Annotated in this window: 14 protein-coding genes; 2 read left to right on the top strand and 12 right to left on the bottom strand. The window is 43.8% G+C overall.

Annotated elements, in window-relative coordinates; genetic code table 11:
• Positions 1-12: 12 nt before the first annotated feature.
• The 5 genes from cooS to AB5618_RS06385 form a co-directional block, all read right to left on the bottom strand.
• Positions 13-1,905: an anaerobic carbon-monoxide dehydrogenase catalytic subunit gene (cooS, locus tag AB5618_RS06365; RefSeq protein WP_148462601.1), complete on the bottom strand. Its 1,893-nt coding sequence runs from the start codon at positions 1,903-1,905 to the stop codon at positions 13-15.
• Positions 1,906-2,091: 186 nt separating this feature from the next.
• The gene (locus AB5618_RS06370; protein WP_118578442.1) at positions 2,092-2,862 is read right to left on the bottom strand and encodes an AAA family ATPase; all 771 of its coding nucleotides are present in this window, start codon (positions 2,860-2,862) and stop codon (positions 2,092-2,094) included.
• Between the two features lie 42 nt (positions 2,863-2,904).
• A complete protein-coding gene (locus tag AB5618_RS06375) occupies positions 2,905-3,837 on the bottom strand; it encodes a methylenetetrahydrofolate reductase (protein WP_148462602.1) in 933 nt (310 codons plus the stop codon).
• Positions 3,838-4,027: 190 nt separating this feature from the next.
• Complete coding sequence (locus AB5618_RS06380) at positions 4,028-4,210, bottom strand: CooT family nickel-binding protein (protein WP_118578444.1); 183 nt, start codon at positions 4,208-4,210, stop codon at positions 4,028-4,030.
• A 12-nt stretch (positions 4,211-4,222) separates the two neighbouring features.
• Complete coding sequence (locus AB5618_RS06385) at positions 4,223-4,618, bottom strand: cobalt transporter (RefSeq protein ID WP_148462603.1); 396 nt, start codon at positions 4,616-4,618, stop codon at positions 4,223-4,225.
• A gap of 504 nt (positions 4,619-5,122) precedes the next feature.
• Here AB5618_RS06385 and AB5618_RS06390 point away from each other — a divergent pair.
• Complete coding sequence (locus AB5618_RS06390) at positions 5,123-5,947, top strand: aldo/keto reductase (RefSeq protein ID WP_118578446.1); 825 nt, start codon at positions 5,123-5,125, stop codon at positions 5,945-5,947.
• Positions 5,948-6,101: 154 nt separating this feature from the next.
• Here the strand turns inward: AB5618_RS06390 and AB5618_RS06395 are convergent, their stop codons facing one another.
• The 4 genes from AB5618_RS06395 to AB5618_RS06410 are packed head-to-tail and all read right to left on the bottom strand — an operon-like array spanning position 6,102 to position 10,444.
• Positions 6,102-7,106 (bottom strand): NAD(P)H-dependent glycerol-3-phosphate dehydrogenase, encoded by a 1,005-nt coding sequence (locus AB5618_RS06395; RefSeq protein ID WP_148462604.1) that lies wholly within the window; start codon positions 7,104-7,106, stop codon positions 6,102-6,104.
• A 14-nt stretch (positions 7,107-7,120) separates the two neighbouring features.
• Positions 7,121-7,768: a glycerol-3-phosphate 1-O-acyltransferase PlsY gene (gene plsY / locus AB5618_RS06400; protein ID WP_118578447.1), complete on the bottom strand. Its 648-nt coding sequence runs from the start codon at positions 7,766-7,768 to the stop codon at positions 7,121-7,123.
• 2 nt (positions 7,769-7,770) lie between these two features.
• The gene (gene der, locus AB5618_RS06405) at positions 7,771-9,096 is read right to left on the bottom strand and encodes a ribosome biogenesis GTPase Der (RefSeq protein WP_118578448.1); all 1,326 of its coding nucleotides are present in this window, start codon (positions 9,094-9,096) and stop codon (positions 7,771-7,773) included.
• Complete coding sequence (locus AB5618_RS06410) at positions 9,059-10,444, bottom strand: DUF512 domain-containing protein (RefSeq protein WP_368366586.1); 1,386 nt, start codon at positions 10,442-10,444, stop codon at positions 9,059-9,061. Before AB5618_RS06410 ends, der begins: the two co-directional genes overlap by 38 nt.
• Before the next feature lie 372 nt (positions 10,445-10,816).
• Here AB5618_RS06410 and AB5618_RS06415 point away from each other — a divergent pair, with 372 nt between their 5' ends.
• Positions 10,817-11,986, top strand: coding sequence for a ribose-phosphate pyrophosphokinase (locus tag AB5618_RS06415; protein ID WP_148462606.1), 1,170 nt, complete (start codon positions 10,817-10,819; stop codon positions 11,984-11,986).
• Between the two features lie 167 nt (positions 11,987-12,153).
• Here the strand turns inward: AB5618_RS06415 and pgeF are convergent, their stop codons facing one another.
• The 3 genes from pgeF to AB5618_RS06430 are packed head-to-tail and all read right to left on the bottom strand — an operon-like array spanning position 12,154 to position 13,600.
• Positions 12,154-13,011, bottom strand: a complete 858-nt coding sequence (gene pgeF, locus AB5618_RS06420) for a peptidoglycan editing factor PgeF (RefSeq protein ID WP_148462607.1) — start codon at positions 13,009-13,011, stop codon at positions 12,154-12,156.
• 52 nt (positions 13,012-13,063) lie between these two features.
• Positions 13,064-13,225 carry a DUF6783 domain-containing protein gene (locus AB5618_RS06425; RefSeq protein WP_368366587.1) on the bottom strand — a complete coding sequence of 54 codons (162 nt, stop codon included), beginning with the start codon at positions 13,223-13,225 and terminating at the stop codon, positions 13,064-13,066.
• A gap of 12 nt (positions 13,226-13,237) precedes the next feature.
• The gene (locus tag AB5618_RS06430) at positions 13,238-13,600 is read right to left on the bottom strand and encodes a YraN family protein (protein WP_148462608.1); all 363 of its coding nucleotides are present in this window, start codon (positions 13,598-13,600) and stop codon (positions 13,238-13,240) included.
• Between the last annotated feature and the right edge of the window lie 33 nt (positions 13,601-13,633).

Below are 13,633 nucleotides of genomic sequence, written 5' to 3' on the forward strand. Positions count from 1 at the left end.
CCTTTCCTTCGATCAGATTCCGAGAGCGTCACGTTTCTCTTCGATTCTCGCAATCATAAGATCGCCTAATTTATCAATATCTTTCTCAACTGTATATGCTGCTTCTACCCAGTCACGTACACCCTCTGTAAGGAGGCTTGCAACCTCTGTAGAACCGGAAACATATGGGTCTACACCAAGATATGTATCAAGACCAGTTGCTACTACATAGTTTCCAATGGAAACTGCCTTCTCAGACATCCACTCAGGAGCACATCCTACTACTGGAAGCTGGGAAATGTTCAGTCCGGAATCCTTGGCAAGCTCAGAAGCAAGGATCAGCATACGGCTGATATCAACACAGGATCCCATATGTAATACTGGCGGGATATCTGCAAGCTCGCAAACACGTTTCAGACCAGCACCGCAAAGGTCTTTTGCAGCTTTGTCCATAAGTCCTGCACGAGCAGCTGCCTGAGCAGAACATCCGGAAGCGATGATCACGATATCGTTTGCGATCAGTTTCTTCATAAGTTCGATGTGAGCTGTGTCAGGTCTGACCTTCGGGTTGTTACATCCAACCATAGCAACAGCACCACGGATAACACCAGATGTAATACACTCAAGAAGAGGTTTGGTGGTACCAGTCTCGTCTACCTGAGAGTTTGTTACGCCGTCAAGTGTCTTAACGATTGCTTCTACAGAGTAACCAACAGTAGCTTTATGTTTCAGATCCGGGATATGTACAAGCTCTGGTTTTCTGTTCTTGAAGTTCTCACATGCAAGTTTTACGATCTGTTTTGCTTTCTCTCCTGCTGTACCTGCATCAAATTCAATGAAATCGGAATCTGGCATCTGGCAGATTGGAGAAGTTGTGATGAATTTTGTATGGAAGCATTTGGAAAGAGGTCCAAGTGCCGGGAAAATACACTGAACGTCAACTACGATTGCCTCACAGGCACCTGTCAGTACAACGTTCTCCTGCTGTAAGAAGTTACCTGCCATCGGAATACCGCGACGCATTGCAACCTCATTAGATGTACAACATACACCGGAAACAGTGATTCCCTTAGCACCCATGGATTTCGCATAGTCGATCATCTCTTTGCTGTCTGCATACTCACAGATCATCTCAGAAAGACTCGGGTCATGTCCATGAACAACGATGTTTACATTTTCTGCATTCATAACACCAAGGTTAGCCTCGGTATCGATTGGCTTTGGAGTTCCGAAAAGGACATCAGAGAACTCAGTTCCGCACATGGAACCGCCCCATCCATCGGAAAGACCGTTACGAAGCGCCTGACGGATCAGAGCCTCCGGTTTACTTGTGTTACCCATATGAGTCATATGAAGTGCACAGGAAACCTCACGGTCAATTGCTCTTGGCTCAATTCCAGCTGCATGCCACAGATCCTGTGTATGCTGAGGTGCTCTCTTAAGCCATCTGGAATATCCTCTGATCTTTCCGTATTCTTCCTGAGCCAGATCAGACATTTCATGAGCCAGATCATAGATATCTTTGCCTTCTGTCTCAACGCCCCACTCTTTTGCAATACGAATCAGCTTCTCAGGATCTTTTACCTGATAGTCGCCGCCCTCTTTTGCATGTCCAAGTGTGATACAGATCTCACGTCCGTGATCAGAGTGTGTAGCTGCGCCGCCTGCTGTGAAACGAAGGAAGTTTCTTCCTACGATACCATGTACATCGCATCCGCAGATACCTCTCGGTGCCTTAGGTGTAATACGGCACGGACCCATTGAACAGATTCGGCAACATACGCCCTGCTCACCGAATTTACAGTGTGGAGTCTGATTCTTAACACGCATCTGCCAGGAATCAGCGCCTACCTTTGCACCAGTCTCAAGAAGACGGGCTGTGGCAGCTTCGAATTCTTCCACTGTAGTTAATTTGAATTCACTCATTATTGACCTCCTCTAAGTATGTGTTACTTTTGATAAATTTATTTATATTCCGTTTTCCGGAACCCATCCCCTCCCATGGGATAAATACCTGACAAAAATTCCGCAGCAGCGTTCTTGCCTGCTGCGAATTATAATGCCATTTCTATCCTCTTATCACATAAACATGTGGGGTAAGGGGGACTTCCCTTATAAAACAAGCTTATCTACGATCTCACGAAGAGCCATCTTTACCGGATTATCTTCCGGAAGCCCTGCGGTCGGTTTACCCTCGCAGTCATACTCGTAAACAGTCTCATCCTGCGGCACTACGCCAAGAAGATGAAGACCCTGCTTCTCAATCTCTTCTTTGATTCCGTCATTCAGCTTTCCGCCAGGAGCACGGTTAATGATAAGGCCTACTGTATCCGGGTGCATATCACATTCTTTAATAAGCTCTGCAATACGACCTACAGCCTGTACACCTCTTCTGGAACAGTCGCTGACCAGAATCGCTGTCTGCATGGACGGAAGTACTCCCCTGCTGATGTGCTCCATACCAGCTTCGTTATCAACTACGATATAAGGATAATTATTCTGGTATTTGGCAAGCTGGGTCTGAAGAAGTCCATTTACAAAACAGTAGCAGCCTTTTCCCTGGGTTCTGCCCATAACCAGAAGATCAAAATCATCATCTTCTACCAGAGCATCCTCAAAACGTCTTTCAGCGTAATCCGCCTTGGACATTCCCGCCGGGATCGGATTCTCGCTTGCAAGCTCTGCGCGGGCAATTTCTTCCCTTACATCACCAAGTGTAGTCTCCACTTCTACTCCAAGAACTTCGTTCAGATTTGAGTTTGCGTCAGCATCTACTGCAAGGATCGGTCCTTTGCCTTTCTCGCAGAGATACTGAATCAGCATTCCGCATAGTGTGGTTTTACCAACGCCGCCTTTACCTGCGACAGCAATTACATGTGCCATAATACTATCAATTGCCTCCTGAAAAATTTAAGTAAAAATCGATTAGATTAAAGTACAAAGTCCGGATCTGTCAATGATCTCGGATACATCTTTCCATTTATTCAAAGCATACAGATGGATGCCATCTACGCCGAGAGCGCGGTACTCGTCGATCTGTCTGATCGTGTACTCGATTCCCTCTTCTTTGAATCTCTTGATCTTATCATCATAGAACATATCAAACGGCTTGCCATCAGAATCTTTTGCTGCAAATGGATTCGGGAACAGCCAGTTTCTGGAGATGAGTCTGCAAAGCTCACGGTCCATTACACAACCGTTACGGGAAAGTGCCATATTAATTGTAGCGGACATGTCAAGAATTGGCATAACTCCTACGTCTACAGGCATTGTAACACCAGCCTCACGGATTGAATCCAGCCAGTATTTAAACTGCTCCATATCCCAGCAAAGCTGAGTCATGATATAATCGGCACCATTGTCCTGTTTCTGTCTCAGAACTGCAATATCAGCATCAAGGCTGCGGCATGCAATGTGTCCCTCCGGAGATCCTGCAACTGCGATTTCGAATTTGTCACCAAATTCGTCACGGACAAATTTAACAAGATCTGTAGCGTAGTTGAAATCACCGCAGGTTGTTGTTTCACCAAGCGGAATATCTCCACGAAGTGCAAGCATATGATCTACACCCTCTGCAAGGTACTGATCCAGCTGCTCTTTGATTCCCTCTTTTGTGTTCTTGATTACTGTGAAATGGGTAACCGGTGTTGTTCCGGCTTTCTTGATCATCTGGCATACTTCTCTGTTAGCACCAACGTTTCCGCCGCCTGCACCGTATGTACAGGAAATGTACGCAGGTTTGTATTTCATCAGATGATCGATCGTCCCAGGAAGGTTATCCATCCCCTTTTCTGTCTTCGGCGGAAATAGCTCGAAAGACAGAAGCATTCTTTCTCTCATTGCTTCTGACAATTTCATAATTACATACCTCCACGTATTAAGTAATTATTATTCTAAAGGCATAATGCCTCAAGATCTGATAAGCATCACGGATTACTGAAGCAATCCGCTTTTGTTCTTCTGTATCAGCAGAAAACGTTACTGTACACTTTGTTTGCAAATGCACCTTATGAAACATTTCCACTGAACAGTAATCAGAAAATCCATGTCAGTCACATTTTACTTTAACGATACTGTTCGCAAGGTCTACCATAAGGATGGTTCCCTCTACCACTCTTTCATCACCCATAATATCGCGGAGAACAAGTTTGTTTCCATCTACATTAATACGGCTGACGTTCTTGAAGATTACAGAATCGTCATTTTCTTTATATACAGTTGCCAAACACATAATAATGCCTCCTTATTTCATTTCCTCTTTCACAAGAGTCAGGGCAAGGCCAAGGCGCATGTTGCCTTTCTGGAAATCGGATACGCTTTCCTTAATGGTCTTCGCAGCGGCATCCATTCCCATCTTGGCAAGATTATCCGCCATCTGGTCAAGTTCTGCTGCATGGTGCTCATTGTGCTGAAGCATATAGGTAAGAAGAGCTACTGTCTCATTCCTGCAGTCCCCTCCCTGGCAGCCGCCGCAGTCTGTACTGCAGTTCTGTCCCTCATTATGTGTATGGTCATGACCTTCTGTTCCGTCATGGGTATGCGCATGTGTATGGCTCACTCCGTCTGCATGGGTATGCTGGTGGGTATGCTCATGACCATGCTGGATCAGATTGCCGTTTTCATCTTTGATCAAATGCATAGTAACTACTCCTTTCCGCCTTGAATGCGGCAGACAAATCATAACATTGTTTCTCTTCCAGGCACGAAAAAAACTCACGCCGGCAACGTGAGAAAACATGTAAGAATGGATATAAAGATATTCTATTCCCTTTTAATATAATGAGATTCCGCATACCTCATACCTTCATGCATAACACATTTTCTTTCTTCTACCTAAAAAATCGCAGAGTTATGACATAAATTTATCAAATTTTTCTTTTATTATACAACCTTTCTCATTATTACGCAAGGAGATAATTATAAAATTTTACCAAATTTCAACGCTTTACCACACAAATATATGTTTTAATTTCTGTACAATTTTACCAGTTATTTCTAAAGTTTGTCTAAAGATTAACGAATGCGTATTTAAGCAAAAAACAGGTGAATGTTTTGTAATTATATGCTATAATGAATGAAATTTATTGGTTGCTGATTACTTCATGAGCAGCAGCATTTATTGTTTAATGAGGAGGAATTAGCTTTGAGAGAAACCGTATTCCTGAATACCGACAGAGAAATGCCCCTTTTAGGGCTTGGTGTATATAAAACAGCAGATAACGAAGCAGAGACAGCCATTACAGCTGCAGTGAACGCGGGCTACCGTCTTATTGACACTGCTTCCGCTTACAAAAACGAAGAAAGTGTAGGCAAGGCAATTGCTAAATGTGGTGTCCCACGCAAAGAACTTTTTATCACCAGCAAGATCTGGAACAATGCGCAACGACTTGGAGATGTAGATGGTGCTTTTTACAGAAGCATGGAGCGGTTGAAGCTGGATTATCTGGATCTTTATCTGATTCACTGGCCGGTGCCTGGCTGCTATACCGGAACCTGGCTGGAGATGGCCAAACTTCTTGAAACCGGCCGTGTACTTTCCATCGGCGTCAGCAATTTCCAGATTCATCATCTGGAAGAGCTTAAGAAAATTTCCGGTATTGTACCTGCTGTCAACCAGATCGAATGTCATCCGCTTTGCTATCCAAAAGAACTGATTGAATATTGCCAGTCGGAAGGAATTCAGGTTCAGGCTTATGCGCCGCTTGCCAGAGGTGCTTACCTTGACAATGATGTAATGTGCGTCCTTGGAACCAAATATGCGCATACCCCAGCTCAGGTCGGTCTTCGCTGGGCAATCCAGAAGGGTATTTCCGTAATTCCGAAATCCGTCAATCCGGACCGCATCGCTTCCAATGCCAATATTTTTGATTTCAACATTGAGGATGAAGATATGGCGATCATGGATACTTTGAACGAAGATCTCCATACATCCCATGTGCCGGATGATCTGAAGGATGTTATTTTTTAATCTTTTCACCCTTTGCAAATTATTAACTGCCAGGACAGTAAGCATACTCTTTCGTTTTTTGCTCACTGCCCTGGCAGTTTTTTGCGGTTCTATTCTTTCAGTTATATTTTCTGTATTTTATATTTTGCAACAGCTTATTTGCTGAATATAGCATTCACAGTTCCCAGGAAATTTCTCCCTGTTTCTCTCTCTGCATCAGGTCTTTCACAGCTTCAGATGCAGGCTTGTTTTCAAACAGAAGCTTATTTACTTCCATAATGATCGGCATTTCCACATTATATTTCTCAGCCAGCGCTTTGGCTGCCTTTGCGGAATAAACGCCCTCCACAACCATCTGCACTTCATCCATAGCCTGCTTCATGGTGTAACCCTGTCCCATCAGATAGCCGGCGCGTCTGTTTCGGCTGTGCACACTGGCACAGGTAACAATCAGATCACCAATTCCGGAAAGGCCGGCAAAAGTCTCCAATTTAGCGCCCATCTTGACACCAAGCCGCGCCATCTCTGCTATTCCTCTTGTGATCAAAGCAGCCTTTGTATTATCTCCATACCCTAAGCCATCAGCAGTCCCTGCTGCCAGGGCGATTACATTCTTAAGGGCACCGCCAAGCTCTACCCCCAGCATATCCGGTGTAGTATACACCCGGAAAACAGGGCTCATAAAAAGGCCCTGGAGATATTCAGCGGTCTCTTTTTTGCGGGCACTGACTACACACGTAGTAGGGAGTCCGCGGCTTACTTCTTCCGCATGGCTTGGTCCTGAAAGCACACAAACATCTGCCTGAGGAATCTCTTCTTTAATAATATCACACACAGGCATAAGCGTATTTTCTTCTACACCTTTCGCCACATTTACAATAATCTGTCCCCGTCGAATCAATGGGGAAAGTCGTTTGCTGATAGCACGCATATAAGCAGATGGTGAGGCAAATACAACTATATCTGGTGAATCCAAAGCTGTCTTTTCATCACCGGTTATCACAATTCCATCCGGAATTTTAATTCCGGGAAGCTTTTTCGGATCCTCCCGGGTTTGATTCAGACTGGCTGCCTTTTCCGGATGTGCAGACCACAACATAACCTGATGACCATTGTTGTGAAGCAGTATTGCAAGTGCTGTTCCCCAGCTTCCGGTTCCCATTACGCTGATTTTTGCCATTTTATCACCTCATCTTATTTGGCTGCAGTTTTCGCTGCACCAAGCTTATTCTCAGTTCCATTTAAAAGGCGGTAAATATTCGCCCTGTGTCTGTAAATTGCAAGTGCTGTCATAAGTCCCATGATCACATCCATCTCAAATGTATGAGGGAAATCCATGCCATAACTTCCCGCAGCGCCAAACCCAATGAAACAAATCAGCGCACCTACATATGCTGCCATTGACCCCAATGACACATAGCGGGTAATAGCTACCAGCCCAATAAAGATCACCGCGCAGATCAGAAATACTCTCCAGTCCATTGCCAGCAGCATTCCCGCAGAAGCTGCAATTCCCTTACCGCCCCTGAATCCAAGATAAAACGGAAAATTATGTCCAAGCACGCAGCCTGCTGCCGTGTACATGCCAAGCAATGGAAGAATTTCCTGATACCGATTCTTAAATACTGCATCCACGATCAGAATGGCAATCACACATTTAAGCATATCGCCAATAAGAGTCATTGCCCCCGCTTTTTTTCCAAGGGTACGAAGGGCATTGGTAGTTCCTGCATTGCCGCTTCCATATTGACGGATATCCATGTGATGGATTTTTCCGATAATGTATGACGTCTGAAACATTCCAAACAAATATCCAATAGCCAGACAAATAATACGTTCCATCTTTATTCCTTCTCTCCGCGCTCTCTTACAATAAATTTCAGCGGTGTACCGCCAAAGTCAAAGGCATCCCGGATTTTATTTTCCAGATATCTGGTGTAGGAAAAATGCATAAGTTCTTTGTCATTGACAAAGATTACGAATGTAGGCGGTTTTACCGCAACCTGTGTCATGTAGAAAATTTTCAGACGGCGGCCCCTGTCAGACGGCGGCTGCTGCATGGCAACTGCTTCTGCAAGGATCTCATTAAGCACACCAGTCTGGATACGCATAGTTTGATTCTCAATTACCGCATCCAGTGTCTCAAACATTCTGGAAATCCGAAGTCCTGTTCGGGCAGAAATAAACACAATTTCTGCATAAGGCATAAAGGAAAGGACCTCCCGAATACGGTTAGTATGTTTGTAAATGGTCTTGTCATTTTTCTCAATAGCATCCCATTTATTCACTGCAATGATCACGCCCTTGCCTTTCTCATGGGCAATTCCGGCAATTTTTGCATCCTGCTCTGTAACGCCTTCTGATGCATCGATCATTACAACTACAACATCTGCACGTTCTACAGCTGTTACAGTACGGATCACACTGAAGCGCTCAATTTCTTCTTTTACTTTTGCTTTACGGCGGAGTCCGGCTGTATCGATAAAAATATAATCTTTTTCGTTCCAGGTAACCTTCGTATCAACTGCATCACGAGTGGTTCCAGCAATATCTGAAACGATTACACGGTCTTCCCCCAGCAGCTTATTGATCAGAGAGGACTTACCAACATTAGGTTTACCTACAATAGCAATCTTCGGAATATCAGAATCCTCATCCTCTCCCGTATCCTCCGGGAAATGTTTTACGACCTCATCAAGCATATCTCCAAGTCCCTGACGGTTAGCTGCAGAAATGGCAAATGGCTCGCCGATTCCCAGATTATAAAATTCATAAACATCCATCATATATTTCTGAATGCTATCCACCTTATTCACTGCAAGTACCACTGGTTTGCCGCTGCGGCGAAGCATATCTGCAACTTTCGCATCAGAATCCACAAGTCCCTGATGTACATCTGTAATAAAGATAATGACATCCGCAGTATCAATAGCGATCTGAGCCTGCTCCCTCATCTGAGAAAGAATCACATCGCCGCTATCCGGTTCAATACCACCTGTGTCAATAATAGTAAAATCATTATCCAGCCATGATACATCTGCATAAATTCTGTCTCTGGTTACACCTGGCGTATCTTTAACAATGGAAATCTTATCCCCTGCCAGTACATTAAACAATGTGGATTTTCCTACATTAGGCCTGCCCACAATTGCTACTACCGGTTTGCTCATACATTTGTCTCCTTTTCTGTTTCTTATGTTCAATCTGATCAAGGACTGCAGACACAAGGTCTGAACCACCTTCATCCACAATTACAATTTCTACGTTCAGTTTCCTGGAAAGCTCTTCCACAGAGATATCATCCAGAAAAACATCTTCTTCATTTTTCAGCATGTTGCAGGGAAGCAAAAGCTTCTCTCCAAGGTCTCTGCCGCTTAATTGTCTGATCAGATCCTGTCCCGTGATCAAACCAGACACCGTAATCGTTTCTCCGAAAAATTCGTTTCTTATGGAGATCACATCCACTTCTACATTTGGAAATTTCTCATGGATCATCTCCATATATTTCTTAATAAATGGTGCCGCCAAAGCTCCTGTAGCACTGACAGCCTTTATCCTTCGGTCATCTCCCGTCCTGCCTGCAACAGCTTCTTTCACTTCTTCGCCAAGGAGCCGAAGCATTCCCACACCGTTTTCCAGCTGAAGATAGCCATCATAGGACTCTTCCAGGGGCAGATCCTTCCCTGCCAGAATGTACCATTCATCTGAAGCATGGATAAAATGAATGCCATACTGGTCCATCATTTTCTTCTGCCAGGAATGAATAATATCCAGAACTTCTAATGCATCTTCCTTCTGAAACTGTTCCATCGGATACAGCCCCTCACGAAACTTAGTCAGACCAACCGGAACTACTGAAACGCTCTGAAGTACTGGTGCATAGGCAGACATCTTGCGAATACTGTCATCCAGTTCCTTACCGTCATTAACTCCTTTGCACAAAACAATCTGCCCATTCATAGTGATTCCTGCATCATACAGTTTCTGAAGCTTCTTCAATGCATCCCCGGCGAAGCGGTTATGGAGCATTTTACATCTCAGTTCCGGATTCATGGTCTGGATGGAAATATTAATGGGCTCCAGATGGTACCGGATGATCCGGTCTATATCATGATCACTCATATTGGTCAGGGTCACATAATTTCCCTGTATGAAGGACAATCTGGAATCATCATCTTTAAAATAAAGAGTATCTCTCATTCCAGGCGGCATCTGGTCAATAAAACAGAAAATGCAGTGATTGGAACAGGAACGATAATCATCCATCAGATCCTTCTCAAAGGTAATCCCAAGGTCTTCTTCATATTCCTTCTCCACCTCCAGCTCCCAGATCTCTCCGTTTGCCTTTTCCACTTCCAGAACAACGAATTCTTCATTCATCAGATATCGGTAGTCAAATATATCTTCCACAGGCTGACCGTTTACAGTGAGCAGTATATCTCCCGGCACAAGCTCCAGTTCCTGTGCGATACTTCCATCCTGCACAATTGCAATCACGTGTTTATTTTGTTTCTTCACATTTATCTCCATTATAAGTCAAATGCGATCTGTCGCGTCAGCTCTGTTCCAGAATCTGTTTGAAAAATCATTTTTCAAATACATTTTAAGATTCAGAGACCCGAATACAACATCACAGATCGTCCATCTCTGGCTCAGCATAATAAAGCCATTATTTTTAATATAACAAGTTTTCCCGAAAAACACAACAAAAAATTTCATTTCATTCTCACGTCCGGGTAATTTTTCAAGTAAAAATCAATAAATTCCTTGACGACATTTAGGGCAAATGTTATAAATATAAAGAAGAGATCTGTAAAGGTAAAGGACACGTGTCCCCATTTTTTGCAGATAATCGAATCGATAATTAGCATACTACTTAGGAGGAATATCATGCCGAACATAGAATTGCTTGAGAAATCTATGCCTGTCGCACCTATTCGTATCGCAGCGCTGGAGGGCTGCCGCGAACTTGCAGAGGAGGTAGACAGAAACCTGGTAAAATTCCGTAAGGAACTTGTAGAAAAGAAGGGTCTTGACAATGTCCCACAGGGATACAGCGAAGACTCTTTTATCGTGGAGTGCGAATGTCCGCGTTTCGGTACCGGTGAAGGTAAGGGAATCATTAAGGAATCTGTCCGAGGAACCGACCTTTACATTATGGTAGACGTTACCAACTACAGTTCCACATACACTGTCTGCGGTCACGAGAATCACATGTCTCCGGATAACCATTTTCAGGATCTGAAGAGAATTATTTCCGCAGCTACAGGTAAGGCACATCGTATTAATGTAATCATGCCATTCCTTTATGAAGGCCGTCAGCACAGACGTAAGAAGAGAGAATCTCTTGACTGCGCACTGGCACTTCGTGAATTAAGTGATATGGGCGTATCCAATATCATCACGTTTGATGCTCATGACCCGCGTGTGCAGAACTCCATTCCGTTAAATGGTTTTGACAACTTTTTCCCAACCTATCAGTTCCTGAAAGCTCTGATAAAGAACGTTGACAATTTCCAGGTTGACAATGATCATCTCATGATCATCAGTCCGGATGAAGGCGCTATGTCCAGAGCCGTATATTTTTCCAACATTCTGGGCGTTGATATGGGCATGTTCTATAAGAGACGTGATTATTCCACAGTGGTAAACGGCAAGAACCCCATCGTAGCCCATGAGTTCCTTGGCGACTCTGTAGAAGGCAAAGATGTTGTTATCATCGACGACATGATTTCTTCCGGAGAAAGTATGCTTGACGTTGCCAAACAGATCAAAGAGCGTCATGCCAACCGTGTATTCATCTGCACTACTTACGGTCTGTTTACAGAAGGCATGGATAAATTTGACGCTTACTATGAGAAAGGCTGGATTGACAAGGTTATCACAACCAACCTGAACTACCGTATTCCGGAGCTTCTTACCAGACCTTACTATGTGGAAGCAAATATGAGCAAATATCTTGCAAGTATTATGGATATCATCAACCACGATGTTTCTGTTGAGAAGGTTCGTTCCAGCAATGAGAAGATCATGGATCTGATGAAGCGTGTAAATCAGTAATAGACAATAAGTGCTGTTTCTGTGTATACAAGGGACTAAACTGACATATCAGCTGCCGTCCGGAATTTTGCAATAAACAAAGCCCTGTGCCACATTATCTCGTTTGCGGTGCAGGGCTTCTTTATATTTACATGGGCAGTAAAACGCATCTGCACTTGTCTGTCACATTATTTTTCCCGACGAATGCCCAGAAAAGCTGCCAGATTTCCTCTCCTTCCATGGGATGCCCTGTGGGAAAAGAGGAATTCCGGATTGCAGCAGGTGCAAATTCCAGACATGGAAATATGCTCTTCTTTTATTCCTGCCTCCAGAAAAATAATGTGGTTTGCTTCCCAAAGATCCAGCTGGTACTTACCATTCTTCTTTTTATAAAAAAGCTTTTCCCAGTATTTCTCTTCAAAAGCTTTCTGAAATTCCAGAATCACATCTTCGCTTACTTCATAGCAGTCCTGACAGATGGAGGGACCAATTGCCGTAAAAATCTCCTCCGGATCTGAGCCAAACTGCTCTGCCATTTTCTCTATAGTCACCTTACCGATTTTTCCAACCGTTCCACGCCATCCGGAATGAGACAAGCCTACGGCTTTGTGAACCGGATCTATGAAATACAGCGGCACACAATCTGCATAAAAGGTGCATAAAACAACACCTGGAACATTGGTGATCATTCCATCCACATCTTTATATGTTCTTGGACGCGTTACACCTTTCCCCCTGTCTTCTGCCCCCACCAGCTGCACGTTTGTAGTGTGTGTCTGATCAGATGTGACAATATCTTCCAAAGAAAAGCCTACCGCTGCACTAAGTCTGCGATAATTGTCTTTTACCGCGTTTTCCTCATCACCTCTTGTAAAGCTAAGATTCATAGAGGAGAAAATCCCCTGGCTTACACCGCCAAGTCTTGTACTGAAACAATGCACAATATCCGGGAACTGTTCAAAAGAGGGATAAGTAAGATAGGTGACTCCATTATTTTCTTTTACTTGCATATGAAGTTTATTTTCGTTATGCCATTTAATCTTCATCTGATTCTCCTCTTCTTCTTATCTCGCAGTTCTTCTCGAACCTGTTAAGAATTTATTCTCTAGAGCGTGTTTGAAAAAGGTTTTCTGCAAGATGTGCGTCACAATTTGCGGGAGATTTTGTCCGGATAAGGGCGCCGTAGCGGGCTACGGCAACCGAATTCAGGCAAAGTATACCGCAAAGTGGGGCATACAGATTGCAGGAATATTTTTTCAAACAGGCTCTGGTTCACTGACAGAAATCAAAGGCATTTTTTATCCAACAAATCTTATCGCCATTGATTCCCACCACATCAAACCTGCATCTCACATCCATGCTTCTGTAATGGTTCTTCAAATATTCCACTGCCACCTTGGAAATCACCAGCTGCTTTCTGCCGTCCACTGCTGCCAGTGGACTTCCGGAGCGTTCCGTACTTCTGTACTTAACCTCCACAAAAATCAACCATCCATCAGCAGTCATTCCGATCAGGTCGATTTCCCCCAGCCAGTTCCTGTAATTTCGCTCCAGAATCATCACGCCCTGGGAAACCAGATAATCTGCAGCGATTTCTTCATAAAAAGCACCTACTTTTCGCTTGTTTTTCTGCATAAAAACTCCCATATATACTTCTGTGTAGGTATC

Origin of the sequence: Ruminococcus sp. J1101004sp1_RTP21198st1_B9_RTP21198_201120, assembly GCF_040924245.1 — a bacterium.
Lineage (GTDB): Bacteria > Bacillota > Clostridia > Lachnospirales > Lachnospiraceae > Blautia_A > Blautia_A faecis.